At 61.2% G+C, this 18,949-nt stretch carries 24 protein-coding genes; 13 read left to right on the forward strand and 11 right to left on the reverse strand.

Annotation, left to right across the window (positions count from 1 at the left end):
- Positions 1-7 precede the first annotated feature (7 nt).
- A complete protein-coding gene (locus ACX82Z_RS02735; RefSeq protein ID WP_459586613.1) occupies positions 8-409 on the forward strand; it encodes a VOC family protein in 402 nt (133 codons plus the stop codon).
- The gene (locus ACX82Z_RS02740; RefSeq protein WP_459586614.1) at positions 406-867 is read left to right on the forward strand and encodes a pyridoxamine 5'-phosphate oxidase family protein; all 462 of its coding nucleotides are present in this window, start codon (positions 406-408) and stop codon (positions 865-867) included. Before ACX82Z_RS02735 ends, ACX82Z_RS02740 begins: the two co-directional genes overlap by 4 nt.
- Here the strand turns inward: ACX82Z_RS02740 and ACX82Z_RS02745 are convergent.
- Both ACX82Z_RS02745 and queF read right to left on the reverse strand, forming a co-directional pair.
- Entirely contained in the window at positions 864-1,427 is a 564-nt protein-coding gene (locus ACX82Z_RS02745) for a VUT family protein (RefSeq protein WP_459586615.1), read from the reverse strand. The two genes, ACX82Z_RS02740 and ACX82Z_RS02745, sit on opposite strands and share 4 nt — an antisense overlap.
- Before the next feature lie 3 nt (positions 1,428-1,430).
- On the reverse strand, positions 1,431-1,895 hold the full coding sequence (gene queF / locus ACX82Z_RS02750; RefSeq protein WP_459586616.1) for a preQ(1) synthase: 465 nt from the start codon (positions 1,893-1,895) through the stop codon (positions 1,431-1,433).
- A gap of 203 nt (positions 1,896-2,098) precedes the next feature.
- Between queF and ACX82Z_RS02755 the strand changes: the two genes are divergently transcribed.
- The 4 genes from ACX82Z_RS02755 (at position 2,099) to ACX82Z_RS02770 (ending at position 5,662) form a co-directional block, all read left to right on the forward strand.
- Positions 2,099-3,364, forward strand: a complete 1,266-nt coding sequence (locus ACX82Z_RS02755) for an NAD(P)/FAD-dependent oxidoreductase (protein ID WP_459911599.1) — start codon at positions 2,099-2,101, stop codon at positions 3,362-3,364.
- Positions 3,365-3,409: 45 nt separating this feature from the next.
- The gene (locus ACX82Z_RS02760) at positions 3,410-4,120 is read left to right on the forward strand and encodes a CPBP family intramembrane glutamic endopeptidase (RefSeq protein ID WP_459586617.1); all 711 of its coding nucleotides are present in this window, start codon (positions 3,410-3,412) and stop codon (positions 4,118-4,120) included.
- Between the two features lie 125 nt (positions 4,121-4,245).
- Positions 4,246-4,689, forward strand: coding sequence for a hypothetical protein (locus ACX82Z_RS02765; protein ID WP_459586618.1), 444 nt, complete (start codon positions 4,246-4,248; stop codon positions 4,687-4,689).
- Positions 4,690-5,236: 547 nt separating this feature from the next.
- Positions 5,237-5,662, forward strand: coding sequence for a bleomycin resistance protein (locus ACX82Z_RS02770; RefSeq protein WP_459586619.1), 426 nt, complete (start codon positions 5,237-5,239; stop codon positions 5,660-5,662).
- Between the two features lie 407 nt (positions 5,663-6,069).
- Here ACX82Z_RS02770 and ACX82Z_RS02775 read toward each other — a convergent pair whose 3' ends face one another.
- Positions 6,070-6,576 carry a DUF1203 domain-containing protein gene (locus ACX82Z_RS02775; RefSeq protein WP_459586620.1) on the reverse strand — a complete coding sequence of 169 codons (507 nt, stop codon included), beginning with the start codon at positions 6,574-6,576 and terminating at the stop codon, positions 6,070-6,072.
- A 496-nt stretch (positions 6,577-7,072) separates the two neighbouring features.
- Here ACX82Z_RS02775 and ACX82Z_RS02780 point away from each other — a divergent pair, with 496 nt between their 5' ends.
- From ACX82Z_RS02780 to ACX82Z_RS02790, 3 genes are all read left to right on the forward strand, one after another.
- Positions 7,073-7,507 (forward strand): hypothetical protein, encoded by a 435-nt coding sequence (locus tag ACX82Z_RS02780; protein ID WP_459586621.1) that lies wholly within the window; start codon positions 7,073-7,075, stop codon positions 7,505-7,507.
- Positions 7,504-8,412 (forward strand): DMT family transporter, encoded by a 909-nt coding sequence (locus ACX82Z_RS02785; RefSeq protein ID WP_459586622.1) that lies wholly within the window; start codon positions 7,504-7,506, stop codon positions 8,410-8,412. Before ACX82Z_RS02780 ends, ACX82Z_RS02785 begins: the two co-directional genes overlap by 4 nt.
- Positions 8,413-8,492: 80 nt before the next feature.
- Positions 8,493-9,068, forward strand: coding sequence for a transglycosylase SLT domain-containing protein (locus tag ACX82Z_RS02790; protein WP_459586623.1), 576 nt, complete (start codon positions 8,493-8,495; stop codon positions 9,066-9,068).
- 2 nt (positions 9,069-9,070) lie between these two features.
- Here ACX82Z_RS02790 and ACX82Z_RS02795 read toward each other — a convergent pair whose 3' ends face one another.
- The 3 genes from ACX82Z_RS02795 to ACX82Z_RS02805 form a co-directional block, all read right to left on the reverse strand.
- A complete protein-coding gene (locus tag ACX82Z_RS02795) occupies positions 9,071-9,286 on the reverse strand; it encodes a hypothetical protein (protein WP_459586624.1) in 216 nt (71 codons plus the stop codon).
- Positions 9,287-9,446: 160 nt separating this feature from the next.
- Complete coding sequence (locus ACX82Z_RS02800; RefSeq protein WP_459586625.1) at positions 9,447-10,664, reverse strand: mandelate racemase/muconate lactonizing enzyme family protein; 1,218 nt, start codon at positions 10,662-10,664, stop codon at positions 9,447-9,449.
- Complete coding sequence (locus ACX82Z_RS02805) at positions 10,661-12,298, reverse strand: GMC family oxidoreductase (protein WP_459586626.1); 1,638 nt, start codon at positions 12,296-12,298, stop codon at positions 10,661-10,663. Before ACX82Z_RS02805 ends, ACX82Z_RS02800 begins: the two co-directional genes overlap by 4 nt.
- Positions 12,299-12,415: 117 nt before the next feature.
- On the opposite strand from ACX82Z_RS02805, the gene ACX82Z_RS02810 reads away from it, so the two are divergent.
- Positions 12,416-12,805 (forward strand): acyl-CoA thioesterase, encoded by a 390-nt coding sequence (locus tag ACX82Z_RS02810; RefSeq protein WP_459586627.1) that lies wholly within the window; start codon positions 12,416-12,418, stop codon positions 12,803-12,805.
- Positions 12,806-12,853: 48 nt separating this feature from the next.
- On the opposite strand, the gene ACX82Z_RS02815 is transcribed toward ACX82Z_RS02810, so the two are convergent.
- The gene (locus tag ACX82Z_RS02815) at positions 12,854-13,231 is read right to left on the reverse strand and encodes a winged helix-turn-helix transcriptional regulator (RefSeq protein WP_459586628.1); all 378 of its coding nucleotides are present in this window, start codon (positions 13,229-13,231) and stop codon (positions 12,854-12,856) included.
- A 94-nt stretch (positions 13,232-13,325) separates the two neighbouring features.
- Between ACX82Z_RS02815 and ACX82Z_RS02820 the strand changes: the two genes are divergently transcribed.
- The gene (locus tag ACX82Z_RS02820; protein WP_459586629.1) at positions 13,326-13,922 is read left to right on the forward strand and encodes an NADPH-dependent FMN reductase; all 597 of its coding nucleotides are present in this window, start codon (positions 13,326-13,328) and stop codon (positions 13,920-13,922) included.
- Here ACX82Z_RS02820 and ACX82Z_RS02825 read toward each other — a convergent pair.
- The 4 genes from ACX82Z_RS02825 to ACX82Z_RS02840 form a co-directional block, all read right to left on the reverse strand.
- The gene (locus ACX82Z_RS02825; protein ID WP_459586630.1) at positions 13,904-15,208 is read right to left on the reverse strand and encodes a hemolysin family protein; all 1,305 of its coding nucleotides are present in this window, start codon (positions 15,206-15,208) and stop codon (positions 13,904-13,906) included. The genes ACX82Z_RS02820 and ACX82Z_RS02825 overlap by 19 nt on opposite strands.
- Before the next feature lie 44 nt (positions 15,209-15,252).
- Positions 15,253-16,071: an extensin-like domain-containing protein gene (locus tag ACX82Z_RS02830; protein WP_459586631.1), complete on the reverse strand. Its 819-nt coding sequence runs from the start codon at positions 16,069-16,071 to the stop codon at positions 15,253-15,255.
- An 88-nt stretch (positions 16,072-16,159) separates the two neighbouring features.
- On the reverse strand, positions 16,160-16,900 hold the full coding sequence (locus ACX82Z_RS02835) for an extensin-like domain-containing protein (protein ID WP_459586632.1): 741 nt from the start codon (positions 16,898-16,900) through the stop codon (positions 16,160-16,162).
- Positions 16,901-16,967: 67 nt separating this feature from the next.
- Positions 16,968-17,393 (reverse strand): DUF3775 domain-containing protein, encoded by a 426-nt coding sequence (locus tag ACX82Z_RS02840; protein ID WP_459586633.1) that lies wholly within the window; start codon positions 17,391-17,393, stop codon positions 16,968-16,970.
- A 251-nt stretch (positions 17,394-17,644) separates the two neighbouring features.
- Here ACX82Z_RS02840 and greA point away from each other — a divergent pair, with 251 nt between their 5' ends.
- Both greA and ACX82Z_RS02850 read left to right on the forward strand, forming a co-directional pair.
- The gene (gene greA, locus ACX82Z_RS02845) at positions 17,645-18,118 is read left to right on the forward strand and encodes a transcription elongation factor GreA (RefSeq protein ID WP_459586634.1); all 474 of its coding nucleotides are present in this window, start codon (positions 17,645-17,647) and stop codon (positions 18,116-18,118) included.
- An 11-nt stretch (positions 18,119-18,129) separates the two neighbouring features.
- Positions 18,130-18,936 (forward strand): glycosyltransferase family 25 protein, encoded by an 807-nt coding sequence (locus ACX82Z_RS02850; protein WP_459586635.1) that lies wholly within the window; start codon positions 18,130-18,132, stop codon positions 18,934-18,936.
- The last annotated feature ends 13 nt before the right edge of the window (positions 18,937-18,949 follow it).

Consider the following 18,949-nt stretch of genomic DNA (forward strand, 5'->3'; position numbering starts at 1 on the left):
AGAACAAATGATCGGCTACACCATGATCGGCGTCAGCGACCTGTCACGCGCTGCTGCGTTCTACGATCCCCTGTTCGAAACGATGGGCATCGCGCGCCAGTTTACCGATGACGAAGCGATGGCATGGGGCTATGCGGACGAGAAAACCGCCCGCTTCATCGCCTGCCTTCCCTTCGACGGAGAGCCGGCCTCAGTCGGCAACGGCACGATGACCGCATTTCTCGTCGACGGACCCCAAACGATCGATCGTCTTCACGCTTTGTCGCTTGCAAACGGCGGCAGAGACGAAGGCGCGCCGGGCAAGCGTCCGCGTTATGGCGACGGCTTCTACGGCGCCTACGCGCGTGATCTCGACGGCAACAAAATTGCTTTCGTGTGCTACGATGTGGACAAGGCGACAGTGACATGAAGCTCAACGACGCCGTTCGCACCGACATCGCCAATTCTGTCCTGTGCTGGCTCGCCACTGTTGATGTCGATGGCATGCCGAACGTCACGCCCAAGGAGATGTTCGCCGCTTTCGGCGACGACCGGCTCGTCATCGCCGATATCATGTCGGCTGGGTCCGTTCGCAATATCGCGGCGTATCCGAAGGTTTGCGTTTCCTTCGTGGACGTCTTTCGCCAGCGCGGTTTCAAGATCACCGGAACCGCGCGGATCGTCGCCGCCGACGCACCTGATTTCGCGCTGCTGTCTGCGGACCTCGTTCAGATGGCAGGTCCCGATTTTCCGATCCGCAACGTCATCGAAGTGACGATCGCGCGGATATCGCGCATCCGCGCGCCGAGCTACATCCTCTTTCCCGAGCGCACGGAAGACGAGCACATCGCCCGTACACACAAGACCTACGGTGTGCGCTCGATCTAGGCCGGCACGAAGCCGATCCGCCTGTCGCGCAGCCGCAGCATGTGCACCAGTGGCAACGCCATCAGGATCGCCCAGCTTTTGCCGATCATCTGGCCAGGCAGGAAATCCAGCCCACCGAAGGCCAGAGACAGGAAGATCATGCTGTCGATGGCGAGCCCGACGATGCCGCTGGCGAACACCGCCAGAACCAATCCGCGCTTTTGCAGCGGCGTGAACACGGCCATGTCGGCGGTTTCGGACACGATGAAGGCGGCGACGGAGGCGATCACCCACGCAGCCGGCGCGACGAAACCGGAGAGGATCGCGCCGACACCGAGCGCAACGAACGCCCATTTGATGCCGAGCCGGCGCTGGACGAGGTCGCGCAGCACCAGCGCCGCGCCGACCGCCAGAACGCCGCTCGGCGCGACGATGCCCGGCCAGACCGGGATGATGCAGGGTCCGTCCGGCACGCATTCGGTGCCGACATTGCCGATCAGCCAGTTGGCGAGCGGGATGGTCGCGCAAAAGGCGGCGAGGAACAAAAAGCCCTCGAGGCGCTGTCTCGTTTGCGTGTCCATCGTTCAGCCCCTTCCGCGGTAGGTCGGCACGCCCTGGTCGGGCAGCCACAGATCGGCGGGCGTCGCGCCCGTCTGCCAGAACACGTCGATCGGAATGCCGCCGCGCGGATACCAGTAGCCGCCGATCCTCAGCCATTGCGGCTCCAGAAGATCCGCGATGCGCCGGCCGATCGTCACCGTGCAATCCTCGTGGAACGCGCCATGGTTGCGAAAGGCGAACAGGAACAGCTTCAAGGATTTGCTCTCGACCAGCCAGTCGCCCGGCACGTAATCGATGACGAGATGGGCGAAGTCCGGCTGGCCGGTCATCGGACAAAGCGAAGTGAATTCGGGCGCGGTGAAGCGCACCGCGCAACGCTGGCCGGCTTGCGGGTTCGGCACTCGCTCCAGCACCGCTTCGTCCGGATGCGTCGGGATCGCCGCCGCGGCGCCGAGCTGCGTCAGCCCGGAATAGATGTCGTTCGACATGGGAACGCCTTTGTCAAAAGGCCTCCATGCGCAACCTGCCGCGCGTGCGACGTGCAAAGACTGTCAGGCGTCCTTGTTTTGACCGGGTAGGCTGCGACCGGAGGCATGGGAAATGCCAAGGCGCGCCCGATAGCATTGCGCGCGGCCGGCGTAAAGCCGGTGGAATTTTTTGCACTGCAACCTATGTTCGAACTGAACAGGGACTGGACATGAAACACAGGGTCGTCGTCATCGGCGCGGGCTTCGCCGGCCTGCAACTGGTCAAGGATCTGAAGAGCGCGGGCTGCGCGATCACGCTGATCGACCGGCGCAACCACCATCTTTTCCAGCCGCTGCTCTATCAGGTCGCGACCGCGATCCTGCCGACGGCTGACATCGCCTGGCCGATCCGGCGCATCCTCGACGACCGCAAGGACGTGACCACGCTTCTGGCGACCGTCACCGGCATCGACCGCACCGCACGCGAGGCCATCCTCCGACATGGTGAGCGCGTTCCCTACGACACGCTGGTCGTCGCGACGGGCGCCGCGCATGCTTATTTCGGAAACGACGAGTGGGAGGCGGACGCGCCGGGCCTGAAGACATTGGAGGACGCGACGACGATCCGCCGCCGCGTGCTGCTCGCTTTCGAGCGCGCGGAGCTTGAATCGGACGAGGCGACCCGCGCCGCCGAACTCACCTTCGCCGTGGTGGGGGCAGGGCCGACCGGCGTCGAGCTTGCCGGCATTATCGCGGACCTTGCCCACCGTGTCCTCCCGGGCGAATTCCGGCGCATCGACACGAAAACCGCGCGCGTTCTTCTGGTCGAGGCCGGTCCGCGCATCCTGCCCGCCTTCAGCGAAGATCTGTCTACCTATGCCAAACGCGCGCTCGAACGCCTCGGCGTCGAGGTTCTGACGGGCGACGCGGTGACGCATGTCTCGTCCGAAAACATTGCCCTCGGCGACCGGCAGATACCGACGCGCACCGTCATCTGGGCGGCCGGCGTCGAAGCCTCGCCCGCCGGCCAGTGGCTGGAGACGGAGACCGACAAGGCTGGCCGGGTGAAGGTCTCGCCCTTCCTGACGCTGCCCGACGACGAGAGCATCTTCGTCCTCGGCGACACGGCCGCGACGGTCGACGCGCATGGCAAGCCCGTTCCCGGCATCGCGCCCGCGGCCAAGCAGCAGGGCAGTCATGCGGCCAAAGCCATCCGCGCGCGACTGGCGCAAAAGCCCGCGCCCGGCCCGTTCCGCTATAGGCATATGGGCAATCTGGCGACCATTGGGCCGAATGCGGCGGTGATCGAGTTCGGCCGCTTCAGGCTCAAGGGCCGGCCCGCCTGGTGGATATGGGGCGTCGCCCATATCTATTTCCTCGTCTCCGCCCGCTCGCGTCTGCTGGTGACGCTCAACTGGTTGTGGAATTTCATGTCCGGCCAGAACTCGGCCCGCCTGATCACGCAAAAGGAAACGCTGCGCGACGATTGAGGCGCTCTGTCCGCGACGATCTCATACGCAAAGGAACGGCTTGCCATGTCCCTCATTCTCGATACGCAAAGCGCCGCGCCCGTCCGAAAAAGCGAGCGACCGGGCTGGCCCGAGATCGTCGTCGGCCTCGTCGTCTTCGCACTCGTCGGCTATGGCGGCGGCATCTTCGTTGCCGGTCTGCCGATTTCGCCGATCGCCGTCGGACTGATCTTCACCGCCCTTTCGGCCATCGCCGGCATGGCGGGCTTCGCCGCTGCCGCCGCGATCCGCCTTCGCTCATGGGAAGCGTTCGGCATCAGGCGTACCACGCGCCGCTGGCTTCTCATCGGCGTCGGTGTCGGCGTCATTGCCTTCATCGTCAAGGGCTTCGCCATCCTGGGCTATTCGGCACTCACGGGGCAGACGAGCAATCCGCAGGACATTTATGCGCTCGGCGGAAGCGGCGGCTGGTGGACGCTCGTTTTGGCGACGTTCTTCATCGGCGTCCTGACGCCGATCGGCGAGGAGTTTCTCTTTCGCGGCGTCCTCACCAACGCGCTTTTGCGCTACAGCCCGTTCATCGGCGTGGTCGGCTCGACGATCATCTTTGCGCTCATGCACGGCATCAACATCGTCCTGCCCGCCGCATTCGTCGGCGGCCTCGCGATGGCCGAAATCTTCCGCCGCAGCGGCTCGATCTGGCCGGGCGTGGTGGTGCATGTGGTGTTCAACCTGCCGACCGTGCCGGTGCTGGTGATGGCAAGCCGGATGGGGTGAGGGCGGGGGACGGCCTTCTGCTTTCGGACCCATGTCGGCCCTGCCAGTATTTGCGCGCGGGCTCCTCAAACCTGCCGTAGAGTGTGCCCATGTTGAGATCTTTAATACAGAGCCTCACCGGAACCATGTCCAGCCCGTCCTTCAAACAATTGAACCATGGCTGGAATGCCGAGCCCAACTCTCCAGGACCTGTCGTAGAGGTCGAGGGAAGCACTGTTCGCCTCAGTTTCTTTCTCAACCCCTTCCTGTTCGAGGCCGGCAAAGAGGAAGTGGCGCAGTTGACCTTTGTTGGTGCGCGTCAATGGCGGCTTGGCCCTACAAACGATGAAGGCTGGTATCGCGGGCAATGCCGATACACCAGCATCGCTCCAAAATGGGGAGAGTTCTACGAGATCGTTGGGGATGATCCACTCAGGTCAGCACCATTCGATTGGCTGAGAACGGTCACTAGGGGATGGGATGGTCGACATTTCCTCTTTTATCTTAGGGATCAAACCTTCGAGTGCATGGCCGGCGAATGGTCTTTGCAACGAGGTCTCTCACGCCCCATCATGAAGGACGAATGGTAAAATTTCGGCGACGGGCTAATGACTTGATATGTCTTGGCATCCTGTGGAGTGACCGCTTCTTGAGCTCCAGAGCCCAAAGCTCACTGTCTCTTTTCCACTCCTATCAAGACGAAGCTTACAAGGCTTTGCCCCGCCGCGCTGCGCTCGACTCCCCAGGATACGAACAAAAAGTAAGGATTAGAGTTGCCGCTGGCGCCGCCGAAAGGCACCGTAGTGAGGCGGTACAGCGGGGACGCGATGACCGCCGAAAAAGCAAAGCACCGGAGGCAACACACCTCCGGTTTCTTGTTTTTCAGGGCACCTGCTGCCGATGCAGGTCTCCCGCAATTTCCTGAAATGGCACCAAATAGCCGATCCAGATTTAATCAAGGCTCTCAAAGGAGCCATAGAGCGCTAGTTTTAGGTCGCCGTGGGGGGGGGACCGTCGCCTTTCAACCACCTGACGCCGCTGTACGCAAATGCTGTCAATCATGATCCCCCTCCAGAGCCTATTGTAGGCAAGTCTCATGCATCCAAAATGGAACGTCAGATTCGCGAGAACGAAAAAATGAGCAACGCACTGGTACCGGAGTTTGCTGTTTCCGACTGGCAGAAATCGAAGTCCTTCTACTGCCAGGTACTCGGCTTCGAGTGCGCTTATGAGCGTCCCGAGGAAGGATTTTGCTATCTTCGCCTGGGTGCTGCGGAACTGATGATCGATCAGATTGGAAAGGGTCGCACCTTCGATGACGGGCATCTCCCTGACATCTATCCCTTTGGAAAAGGGTTGAATGTCCAGATTCGAGTTCCCTCGGTAAAGCCTCTTGTCGAAGCTCTCACGCTAAACGGGCATCCACTTTATCTTCCAGTTGAAGACAAGTGGTATCGCACCGGTGCTCAAGAAGAAGGGAACAGGCAGTTTGTTGTTGCAGACCCTGACGGCTACTTGCTCCGGTTCTTCCAGAACCTTGGAGTGCGGTTGACGCAGAACTGATCACGTCGCATAGCCTGAGCGTCGGGCATCTGCTGCCGATGAAGCATGAACTCGCAATTTCCCGAGAATGGCACTAATCGTCGGTATTTCGGATTCTAACGGGCTCTCAAAGGGGTCATTTTGTGCATGGTTTGCATGCTTGATGGAGTATGACCCATCCAAAAATGGGTAGCGCATAAAGCGGATGTTTCGCCTAGAGCCAATTCGCGCCTCGATTTCAGGTCCTCGGAGCGACCGAAGGATCGTCAGCATAGCGCCAGCAGCAGCAGGGAAGTGGGGACCGTTCGCACCCTGATATCGTGTCTGCTTCTGACCCCATATCTGCCGTTCTTTGCAGAAGGCAGGGAAGCTCAAAGCGGGCATTACAATCCGCTTACCTCCTACCATTCATGTGCTGGCAGCCCGCGTTAGCCCTTAGTATTGGCGACAGACGGTCCTTGCTCTGCTCGTGTGATCCGGACGTGGAAGCAGTTATTTCGAGCGGATCGAACATCAACAAAACTGATTTCCTCGCGGCACAGCAACTCGGTAGCGTAGTCTGAAATCATGTCTGTGGGAACAATTCGGCCAGTCCCATACTGGATCCAGTGATCGCGATTGTATCCCTTCAGTAGGTAGTCTGGGCTCGAACTGAGAATGGGGGGCAAACCGTCGCCTACCCAACGTTCACAAGCTGCCTCACAGAGAAAGATCGGCCCAGTCTCAGCATAGGGTTGCGGCTTGGGAAACGGGCGATGTGCGAGCACAAGCATACGTGCCCCTTCTGGGATAAGGTCCAAACAATGTCGACAAGGGTTATCGCGGCCAACTGATCGTGCCCTCTCCGGTGGTAGCCCGTAGGCATCCTTGCCACCGGAACGAAGCGATTGAGCGACGTCAGTAGAAATAGGTTGGCACTTGATCGCTGCTGGCATCAGAATCTCCTTTGCGCGAACATCAGCACACTGATGGCGTGGATAGCCACCCGATTTCCTACGCAGGCAGCCAAGCGGATTGTCCAGCTAAAAGCTGCCAGTCCGCTTCCCCATCTCCGACAAAACTTATCCCCACCCTCAGCACCTCCCGTATCATCGGTCCCATCGCTCTCGCGGGAACCGGATCCGGAACCGGGGTTTGGGAGGGCGGCGGTGACTTCCCCCCGAAGCGTGGTTCGCCAAGGGCATGTGAAGGCACGGAACAGGCCGGCGTGGCGGGCCGCTTGCTTGCAAGCCATACGCCATGCGGAAAAGCCGCGGATGCCTTTGGCATTTGTGACCGGCCGAGCGCGTGACAGCCACCGACGGGCGGTCGTCAGGGTCGCGAACAAAAACAAAAACAGGCGAACCGGACGATCGCCCGTTTCCCTTTTTCTCAAATCCGGCCTTTTCGGCGCGGCGATGCAGTCGTGCGCGCGCATTTCAGGAGATGCCCATGCATGACGAGACCCCATCCCCAAATGCTCCTTACGAGCCGCGCGAAATTCGCGTTGCCCGACAGATCGCCGCGATCGAGGCGGAGATGATCGCGCTTTTCGCCGAGCCAGCCTGGCCGGATGGAGAAATCCTCACCGCCTATCGCGCCAAGGCGGGGATTGCCGGTTGCCCGAAGGCGTGTCCGAAGTCAGCATGCCGGCGCGCGCGCCGCTGCATGGCGACCGACATCGACAAAGGCGCGGCCTGCGCCCCGCACTGGAGCGCGGCGCTTCATCGCGATTTCGAGCAGATGACCCTCGGAATCCTCCTCGCCTGGAAAAACCGGTGCGACGAGGCGACGACGCTGCGCTTCGAGGTCGCGCGCTGGTCCGGTGCGGGCGCTCTGCCTGCGCCATTGCCGCGCGCAAAGCGGTCGGCTAAGCGCAGAAGATGACCAAGGACCAGCCGCTCATCGGTATTCTCCTCATGATCGGCTTTTGCGCCGTCGCCCCGCTCGGCGACGCGACCGCAAAGATCCTCGGTGACACGATTCCGCTCGTTCAGCTTCTTCTCGTGCGCTTCGCGATCCAGGCGGTCATCCTGTTGCCGGTCATCTTCGCGATCGGCGTTTCGCTGCGCATGAGCCCGCGCCTGCTGCGCATCACCTTTTTGCGCACGGTCCTGCATATCATCGGCATTGCCGCGATGTTCTCGTCGCTACGCTATCTGCCGCTCGCCGACGCGGTGGCGATCGCTTTCGTCATGCCGTTCATCATGCTGGCGCTTGGCGCGACATTCCTCGGTGAAGAAGTCGGTCCGCGCCGCATCGCAGCCTGCACGGTCGGGTTCATCGGCACGCTGCTCGTCGTCCAGCCGAGTTTCGTGGAAGTCGGCTGGCCGGCCTTGCTGCCGATCGTCGTTGCCTTCGTCTTTTCCTTCTACATGCTCGTCTCGCGCCACATCGCCAAGGAGTGCGATCCGCTCGCGCTTCAGACCGTCAGTGGATTCATGGCGACACCGTTGATCGTGCTGCTCCTTGCCTTCACATGGGAACGCGACGATTCCATCTTCGGCATCGTGACGCCGAACGCGACGGAGACTTGGCTGCTGCTCGCCATCGGTATTCTCGGCACGTGCGGGCATCTTTTGATGACGTGGTCGCTGCGGTTCGCGCCGTCCGCCACCGTCGCGCCTGTGCAATATCTGGAAATTCCATTCGCCACGCTGTTCGGCTGGATGATCTTTTCCGACCTGCCGAACGGGCTTGCCGCGCTCGGCATCGCCATCACCATGGCGGCGGGGCTCTACATCCTGTTTCGCGAGCGTCGCCTTGCGCAGCCGCACCCTTCGGAGGCGTGAGCGTGAAAGGGAAAAGTCGAATCAAAACGGACTGTTAACGTTTACGCTTTAGCAATTCTCTTAAGACGAGAGGATTTGCGATGCGTATCGTGTTTGTCGCCGTTCTCGTGGCGCTGTCATTGTCGGCCTGCGCCTCGGCTCCCAAGAACACCATGAATTCCTGCTCCATATTCGAGCAGCGGTCGGGCTTTTTCGAAAACTGGCGGCGGGACGCTACCCGCGTCGAGCGCGAGTTTGGCGTGCCGGTGCCGATCCTGATGGCGACCATCTACACCGAGTCCAATTTCGAGCAGCGCGCCCGTCCGCCGCGCACGAAACTGTTCGGCGTCATTCCATGGAAACGCCAGTCCACGGCCTATGGCTATTCGCAGGCGCTCGACGGGACGTGGTCGCGGTATCAGCGCGAGACCGGAAGACATGGCGCGCGCCGCACCAATTTCGGTGACGCGATCCATTTCGTAGGCTGGTATCACTCGACGTCGAACCGGGTGAACGGCATCTCCAAGACCGATGCCTACAATCTCTATCTGGCCTATTATTCAGGCCACGCAGGCTATTCCCGCGGCGCATGGCGTAACAACGCGGGCGTTCAGCGTGCCGCGCAACGTGCGACGACCATGTCGAATCGATACGCCGGACAACTCGGCAATTGCTGAGTTCAGACGGCGCGCAGGCCTGCGTCGACGAGGTTCAGATTGTTTCGTGGACCGTGCCGGAAAGCGTCCCGCATCCGAGCCTCCACTATAGCGCGGCGCGGGGCCGCCGCATCGAGCCCGAGTTCGTCGAACACCGCGTCGATCGCATTTCGCAACCGCGTGCAGTCTTCATCGCTGAATTTTCGCGCATCCGGGGCGCGCATCGAAAGCGTATTCATCGTGGCCTCCCGTTCTGACCGGCACGCCGCCACGCATGCCAATCTTTGTTGGATCGGGCCTAACCGATCGTTTCCGCATGGTAATCCACTGATTCGGGAACGCCGATGGCGTGAAAAATCACAATTTTCGCGCTGCTGAAATAAAAACGCGATCGGATCATCAGGGAAAGAGTGGGTGTGGCTCCATGTGCAGATGAAGATCGCTGCCTGTCCACGGGTGCGCGTCGGCGACCGCCTCATCGAGTTCGACGCCGAGGCCCGGTTCCGTTGACGGAATGACCCAGCCCTCCTGCCACTCGATTTTTCGTTTCAAAAGGGTCTCGTGGAAACCGCCCCAATCCCTGATGGATTCCAGGATCAGGAAATTCGGCAAGGTGGCGGCAAGCTGAATGTTCGCGGCGGCGACGATAGGTCCGCAATAGCAATGTGGCGCGATCTGGATGTGATAGGCCTCCGCCATGGCCGCGATCTTTTTGGTTTCGAGAATGCCGCCCGAGCGTCCGAGATCGGGCTGAAGGATCGAGGCTGCGCGGTTCTCAATCACGCGCGCGAACTCCCATTTGGTCGTCAGCCGCTCGCCGGTGGCGATGGGGATCGAGGTCGAACGAGCCACTTCCGCCATGATTTCCGGCATATCCGGCGGCACGGGTTCCTCGAACCAGAGCGGATCATAAGGCTCGATGGCCTTCGCCATTCTGCGTGCGCCCGATGCCGTGAACTGGCCATGCGTGCCGAAAAGGATATCGCAGCGGGTCCCGACCGCCTCGCGGATCGCCTTTACCATGCGGGCCGAAAGGTCGATGTCGACGAGGCGCGGCTGATGACCGTCGAAGGCGGTGTAAGGACCGGCCGGGTCGAGTTTTACTGCGTTGAAGCCCTGTTCGACATAGGCGAGCGCGCATTCGGCGGCGAGATCGGGATCGTTGTAGACGTTCCGCTCTGTGTTTTCCGCTTCGCCCGGATAGACGCTGCCGGTCTGCGGATACAGATAGGTGTAGGAGCGCAGGCGCTCATGTACCTGACCGCCCAAAAGCTTGTAGACGGGCTTGTCCGCCGCCTTGCCGATAATGTCCCAGCACGCCATTTCGAGCGCCGAGACACAGCCCATCATCGAAATGTCGGGGCGCTGCGAAAAACCCGACGAATAGGCGCGGCGAAAGAAGGTCTCGATGTCGTGCGGGTCGTTGCCGACGAGATAGCGTTCCGCGACATCCTCGATCATGCGGGCGGTGAGGTGCGGACCGAAAGTCGCGTTATACGCCTCGCCGTAGCCGACGATGCCGTCATCGCTCGTCAGGCGTACGAAGATGAAATAGCGCCCGCCGATCTGCGGAGGCGGATTGCCGACGACCCAGGTTTTCACATCTGTGATTTTCATGACTGGTCCTCCAGAATGATTTCAGCGCCTTTCCAGCCGGTCATGATCGCGGCGGCGTTTGTGTTCCCCGCGACGACGCAGGGAAAGACCGAAGCGTCGACGACGCGCAGCCCATCGAAGCCGTGAACCTTCAGGCGCGGTGAGACGACGGATGTGTTTGCATCCGGCCCCATGCGGCAGGTCGAGACGGGATGATAGACGGTGCCGGAACGGCGGCGGAAGTCCTCGATGATCGCCTCGTCGCTCTCGACCGCCGAACCGGGCAGCATCTCTTCGACGATCAGGTCGCGCAGCGCGCGCGTTTTCGCAAAGCGGCGCAGGAATTTCACCGCCGCGAGCATCTCCGAAACATCATGTTCGGTCGAAAAGGCGTTGGCGACAATCTTTGGATGCTGGGTCGGATCGCTGGAGCGGATCATGATCTCGCCGCGGCTGGTGGTGCGGCAGTTCGAAAGCCCGATGGAAAAGCCCGGCCATGGATCGGGTGAAAGGATCGGACGTTCGCCGGGACGCGGAAGGACCGTTGAAAACGCCTGAAAATAAAGCTGCATATTGGGACGCGGCAGCGCCTGATCGGTTCGAAAAAAGCCGCCGCCTTGATTCATGCTCATGGAGAGCGGCCCGTCGCGCATCGCAAGATATCGCGAACCGGCGATGAGCTTGCCCCACCACGGCCTCAGGAACTGGTTGAGGGTCTTCTGACGCGCCTTCCAGCTATAGTTGATGCCCTGATGATCCTGAAGGTTGCGGCCGACATGAGCGTTGTCATGACGCACGTCGATGCCGAGCGAGAGCAGATGACCGCCGGGGCCAATACCGGAGAGCTGCAAAAGCTGCGGCGAGTTCACCGCTCCGCCCGATACGATCACTTCGCGGCCGGCCCGGGCTTCATATCGGCCGCCGTTTTTCATGTATTCGACGCCGATGGCGCGTTGGTTTTCAAAAAGAATGCGAGTTGCGAAAGCGTTCGTTTCGACCCTGACGTTTTGCCGCGCCATCGCCGGGCGAAGGAAGGCACGTGCGGCCGACATGCGCCGTCCATCTTTCGTCGTGATCTGATAGATGCCGACCCCTTCCTGCGACGGCCCGTTGAAATCGGCATTCAGCGGCAGTCCGAGTTCCTGCCCGGCGGCAAGATAGGCGTGGGTGAGAGGGTGGACGATGCGGGTCAGATCGGTGACGTGGACCGGCCCTTCGCGACCGCGCCATTCGTCGCTTCCCGCCTCGTTGTCCTCGATCTTTTTGAAGACGGGCAACACGTCCTCATAGCCCCAGCCCGGATTGCCGGCGTCGCGCCATTCGTCGAAATCGGCCGGATTTCCGCGCACCCAGACCATCGCGTTGATCGAGCTCGATCCGCCCAGAACCTTGCCGCGCGGCCAGTGGTCCTGATTGCCGGCAAGGCCGGGATCGGGTTCGGCACGGTAGTTCCAGTTCACGCGCGGGTCGAAGAAGGTCTTGCCGTAGCCAAGCGGCATCTGGACGAAAAAGCGCCTGTCGGAACCGCCGGCCTCCAGAACGAGGACACGGTAACGGCCCGACGCCGAGAGGCGTTCGGCCAGGACGCAGCCGGCGGAACCTGCGCCGACGATCACGAAATCATAGGTCTGGTCTGTGATGGTTGCACCCGTCAAGTCGTTGCTTCGCGATCTTAGCGTTCATGCAACGCTTCGCGAGACGGCGAACGCCGTGGCTTGTGGAATTTGCGACTGGCGGCTAACTGAAAAACGGCATTGCAGGAGAGGGACGACATGAACCGCAACGAGGTCAATCCAATCGGCGAACTGACGCTGCGCACCCTGGCCATGCCGGCCGATGCAAACGCAGCTGGCGACATATTCGGCGGCTGGGTGATGGCGCAGATGGATCTTGCCTGCGGCATCCGCGCTGCGGAGCGGGCGAGGGGCAGGGTGGTAACTGCGGCGGTAAAGGAAATGGCGTTCGCCAAGCCGATGAAGATCGGCGATACGCTGTGCATCTATATCGACATCACAAAGGTTGGCCGCACGTCCATGACCTTACGCGTGGAGGCATGGGCGCAGCGCTATCTGTCGGACCTGATGGAGCGGGTGACGCATGCCGATTTCGTCATGGTCGCGCTAGACGGCGGCGGCAGGCCAACGCCGATTCCGGCCGATTGATCATTCGAATCAAGTTCCTGCCGGATCGAATCCCACCAGTCCGGCAAGTTATTGTTTTTCCTCGCAAAGCGCGTCGAACTCACGGCGTGCCTTCGTGATGCGTTCGCCGTTCTCGCGCGCCCACATGCCAAGTGCCCGCACGGGCACCAGCAACTCGCGGCCGAGATCCGTGAGTTCATATTCGACGCGTGGCGGGATCGACGGGTAGACCGTGCGCGTGACGAAACCGTCCCGCTCCAGTCCGCGCAGCGTGGTCGTCAGCATTTTTTGCGAAATCGAACCGATCATCCGCCGCAATTCGTTGAAGCGATGCGGGCCGTCGCCCAGCATCTCGACCACGAGAATGGTCCATTTGTCGCCGATCCGGGCGAGGATTTCACCGGTCGCGCGACAGGTTTCGGTGTCGTGCAGGTTACTGAGTGTCAATAAAGTGCCTCCTTGGCAGGCTCTATCCAAGTCTCCTATGTAGTGTCGGTATCGAAAAGTTACCACTCCCAAGACGAGACTGCAGGAGCACTTCATGTCCAAACCGAAAATCGCAATCGTCATCGGCTCGGTGCGTCCGAACCGATTTGCCGGTCACCCTGCCGAATGGATCAAGGAACTGGGCGATGCCCGGTCCGATCTCGACTTCGAGATCGTCGATCTGAAGGATTATCCGCTGCCGTTCTTCGACGAAGAAGTGTCGCCTGCGTGGGGACCGTCCAAGAGCGAGGTCGCGCAGCGTTGGCAGGCCAAGCTGGATGAGTTCGACGGCTTCGTCTTCACCGCAGCCGAATATAACCACGCGCCAACCGGCGTGTTGAAGAACGCATTCGATTACGCGGTCAAGGAATGGGCGAACAAGCCGGCCGCCTTCGTCGGCTATGGCGGCGTCGGTGGCGCTCGCGCAGTCGAGCATCTGCGTCTCATCTCGGTCGAGGCGGGTATGGCGCCGATCAAGACCGCGGTTCACATTCAATGGCCCGTCATGGTCGAGGTCAATGGCGGCAAGAAGCTTGTCGACATCGATTTCCTGCAGGACGGCGCCAAGGCGATGCTCGACCAGCTTTCCTGGTGGACACATGCGCTCAAGATTGCACGCGACAAGGACGAGGCTCAGGCCAAGGCGGCCTGATCGGTAATAAGCGGAACGGCAAGAACCTTGTCGATCCGCCGCCCGTCCAGATCGACGACCTCGAAGCGCCATCCGAGCGCTTCGACGGTCTCGCCGGTTTCGGGCAGGTGGTTCAGTTGCGAGAGGACGAAGCCGGCCACCGTCTCGTAAGTCCGACGCGCAGGCAGTTTGATGGCGAGCCTGTCCGCCATGTCGTCGGCCGCCATCGAACCGGCAAGAAGCCATGAGCCGTCGCCGCGCGCGACCGCGTCCGGCTCTTCTTCCTCGTCATCGAAGCGGAACACGCCGGCAATCGCCCCGAGAATATCGGTCGGCGTAACCAATCCTTCGAAATTTCCGTATTCGTCGTGGACCAGCGCCATGGGAATGTCGGCTTGGCGAAGCGTCGCCAGAACATCGAGCGCGTCCGTGTAGTCGTGGACGATGGGAACGGTGCGAACGAGCGCGCGCAGGTCGAGGTCCTCGCCTGTGAGAACGCGGCTGAGCACGTCGCGCGTACGCACGATGCCGATCATTCCGTCCATCCCGCCTTCGGCGGCAGGCATGTGCGAATGTTGCGCGGCCGCAAGCTTGCGGCGTGTGATTTCGGGCGCGGCGTCGATATCGAGCCAGTCGACGTCGAGGCGTTGTGTCATGATCGCACGTACCGAACGGTCTGCCAGCCGCATGACGCCGGCAATCATACGGCGCTCGTCGGTCTCGATCACGCCGGAACTTTCGGCTTCCGCGATCAGGGCGCTGATCTCCTCGTCGGTGACTTTCTGCCCGTCGTCCCGGTCCTGACCGAGCAGCCGCAGGACCGTCTTGCCCGATATGTCGAGGAGCCAGACTAAAGGCGCGGCGATGCGCGACAGCATCTTCATCGTCGGCGCGATTTTAACCGCGACACGCTCGGGGTTTTTCAGCGCGATCTGCTTGGGGACCAGTTCACCGATGATCAGCGAACCATAGGTGATGATTGCGACGACGACACCCACGCCGAGCGGGTTGGCCGCACTCGCCGGCACGCCAAGCGTCAACAGCCATTCGGACAGGCGAAGGCCGAGCGTGGCACCGGAAAACGCGCCGGACAGAATGCCGACCATGGTGATGCCGATCTGTACGGTGGAAAGAAACCGGCCGGGGTTCCCCGCAAGTTTCAGGGCGCTGGCTGCACCGGATACGCCATCATCCATCATTGCCGTCAAGCGGGCCGGTCTCGACGAAACGACGGCGAGTTCGGACATGGCAAGCACGCCGTTGACGCAGATGAGAACGACGACGATCGCGATTTCGATTGTGAGCATGAATGCTCATTACCAAACCGGCCGCTTCTGCGCGAGCGGGAAAATCAGCGACAGGCGACGTAGCCGTTGCGGCGACCCTTGAGGTCGAAGTGGAAGTGATCGGCGTGCGCGGCGTTGTATCCGGGTCCGAGAACGGTCGTGAAATAGGAGCAGCCGCCCGAACGCACATTGTTCAAAAGGGCGCGCTCGCGGAAAGCGAACCAGCCGGGCTTGCGCACGTCGATGTCGCGGCCGTTGCGAAGTTCGATGCGCATCACATCGAGCGCGTTGCCCTTGGAGTGCTCCGAAGCGACACTCGTGCCCGCAATGCGGCGGCATGAATAGCTCGATCCCTGATGGATCGTCTTGACGCCGGACAGATAGCGCCAGCGGGCCGAGGGCGCGAGTTCGCGCCGCGTCCACGAGGCGAAGGCGAGCGCCATCTGGCAGTTGAGCGTGGCGGCGGGCTTCATCTCGACATTGCCGGCAAGGCCGCTCACGCGGATCGGATGGTCGATCTGGCACGAGCCGCCATCGTTGATCGGAGCGAGGTCTGTGAAGGTGACGCCCATCCGGCGAAGTTCCTGGCGGCACTGCGCTTCCTCGGCCGGCATCGCGAAACCTTGCGGCGCGACCGGCTGGTTCATGCGCGGATAGCCGACCATCATCGGGTTCGACGGCACGAGCCGCTGCATGCCGGTCGAGGGCACGGGCGATGAAGGCACGATGGAGGACGTCGTTTCGCCGACCGCAACACGCGGCTCCGGCGACATCACGTCGATGACGGAACAGGAAGAAAAGGCAAAGGCAATCGTCGTCACCGCAAAAAGACCTGCGGCAGCACGGACCCTGCCCGGCAAAAACGCGCCGAACGCTTTACGCATGATACTCGAACCCGCTTCCTGTCCCGTCAGGCAAACGGTAACCATAAAATGTAAATAAAACCTCGACGGCGTTGTTAATGCGCCGTTTTCATCGGCAGTAGGTCGAGCCGTTGCGGCGCTCCGCCAGATCGAAATGCAGGTGATCGGCGTGGTCCGCGTCGCTTCCCGGACCGAGCACGGTCTTGAAAATTCCGCATCCGTGCCGGCGCAAGGCCGCCAAAAAGAGTGCTTCGGGAGAACCGCGGCGGTGCTGCCGGACTTCGAGCCGCTCGCCGTTTTCGAAGAGGATCGCGCCCCAATCTAGCGCGTTGCCGAAGGCGTGTTCGGATAATTTGCGTGTGCCCGCGCGTGGGCGGCAGACATAGGCGGAGACCTGATTGACCGTGTCGATGCGCGAGGACATATGGCGTGTTGCCTCCTGCTGGGCATGGTCCTTCAAAAACTGTGCATTCGCTTCCGCAGCCGCGCAGTTCATGACCGCTTCCGGTTCAAGCGCAACGTCGTCGCCGAGCGATGAGACGGTCACCGGATGCGCCATCTCGCAGCCGTCAGGTTCTGACTGCGGCGGATATTCGGTAAAGGTGACGCCAAGTTCGCGCAGGCGGCTGCGGCAGGCTTTTTCCTCTGCCGGCATTGTCTGCACCGACTTCGGGTCGTCCGGTTGCTCGTCGTCGTCCTCCGCTATGTCCGGCTGGTCAGCGGGTTGCGCCGGCGAATCCTGCGGGATCGGTCCTTCATCGGGCAGCGAAATTGGCGGTTCGTCCTGCCCAAATGCTGGCAAGGTCAGAAACAGGATGCAGGAAAGTGCGATGGGGGACAGGCTGCGCATGGTTGGATAACGCGCGAAACAAGGACTGGCGCCCGTACGGGTTGTCACTTTGCGTTTCGATTCGTCGTCATGCGCCGATCTTCTCCAGTCCCTCTTCCAGCCATTCGCCGAGCATCGGCATCGAAAGGAAATAGGCGGCCAGACGTTTGTTGATGCGCGGACGTGCTTCGGAGACGGCCTGCTCCCATTCATCTGGTTCGAAATCGCCACGGCCGATGAATGTGATGGCGAGAAGATCCGCCGCCTCGTCCACGTTCAGATCTTCGATCAAGGCGCGCAATTCGGATTCGGTGAGATTTTCCTCTTCCTCCTCGGCCAATCCGTCATGCGAGTGACTGTCGCGGGACTGATCGTCAAGCTCGACCTCATGTTCGTGTCCGGCATCGTAATCGTCGCTCAGCGCCGCCGAAATCGCGCGCGCCTTGAGCACGAAGAGGCGAACCGTTTCAGGATCGATCGTCAGGTCGAATTCGGGGCTTACGGAATTCTGCACGTTCACCTCCCTGAACACAGGGCGCACTATAGCAAATGACTGGAAACGGCCAAGCTCCCATCAAATGGTCCTCCCCGCAGGCCATGGTTCGCGCGATATGGCTGACTGGCCCAAGAATTTTCGTGAAAAATTGCACGTGATCGCTATATTATCCGGATCAGGAACTGGGACGGTTCGTTAGCCAAGGCTGCCGGACCGTCCTTTTGCGTTGTTCCCAGAGCAAAGAACAAGACGACGAAAGGTCGAGTGCGATGAACAAGGTCCCGATGACCGCCACAGGTTTCGAAACGCTCAAAGAGGAATTGCGCTGGCGCCAGCAGGAAGAGCGGCCGCGCATCATTGAAGCGATCTCGGAAGCGCGTGCCCATGGCGACCTGTCGGAAAACGCCGAATATCACTCCGCCAAGGAAGCGCAGAGCCTCAATGAAGGCCGCGTCAACGAGTTGGAGGATCTTTGCGCGCGCGCCGAGGTGATCGACGTCACCAAGCTTTCCGGCGACACCATCAAGTTCGGCGCGACGGTCGTTCTCGTCGATGAGGACACTGAAGAAAAGAAGACCTACCAGATCGTCGGCGATCAGGAGGCCGACGTGAAGGCGGGGCGCATCTCGATCTCTTCGCCCATCGCTCGCGCGCTGATCGGCAAGGCGGTCGGCGATGAAATCGAGGTCAATGCGCCGGGTGGCGCGCGCGGCTATGAGATCGTGGAACTGCGCTGGGCATAGGTGAGGTGTCGATGACCGCAGCCCACGATCAGGGTGCCGGTGACGATACCGGGCGCGGTGAGTCGAGTTCTTCTACACCCGTCTTCGTCATCAATCTCGACCGTTCGCCCGATCGTTACGCCCGCGTTGCCGAAAGCGCGGCGCGAAACGGCATCGAGATCGAGCGTGTTCCCGGCGTCGACGGCGCAACGCTCGATCTGACTTCACTGCCCGGTGTCGAAACGGGAACGTTTTCGCGCGTCAACGGGCGGCCGATGCTGAAGGGCGAGGCGGGGTGCTATCTCAGCCATATGAAGGCTATCTGCATCTTTCTCGATAGCGGAGCCGAAACGGCACTCATCTGCGAGGACGACGTCGATTTCACCAGTGACACGATGTCGTTCATGCGCGATCTGGCGATGTATCGGGGCTGGGACGTCGTGAAGCTCTACAGCTTTCGTGCACGCGGGTTCGTCCGGCACGGTGAGACGGCGCAAGGCTTTGCGATCGGGCGATGCCTTGCCGGTCCGGTCGGCAGTTCTGCCGCCTATGCGATTTCGCGGGACGGGGCGGCGCGTTTTCTCGACGCATTGAAGCCGATGATCGTGCCTTATGACGTGGCGCTCGAACGCGGCTGGCGCGGCGGCGTCAGGTTTTTCATGACTGACCGGCCGGCGATCGCGTTGCAACCCGAGCAATCGAGCACGATTTCCGACAGCTATAGCGGCAAATATCCTTTTTATCGTCGCATCGGAACGCTGATGTTCCGGGCGAGTGAATACGTTCGTCGCATGCGGTTTGCGCGTAGCAAGACGAACTTGAGCAAGGGTGGCGCTTGAGACTGACAAACCT

This window comes from Aliihoeflea sp. PC F10.4 (genome assembly GCF_054612275.1).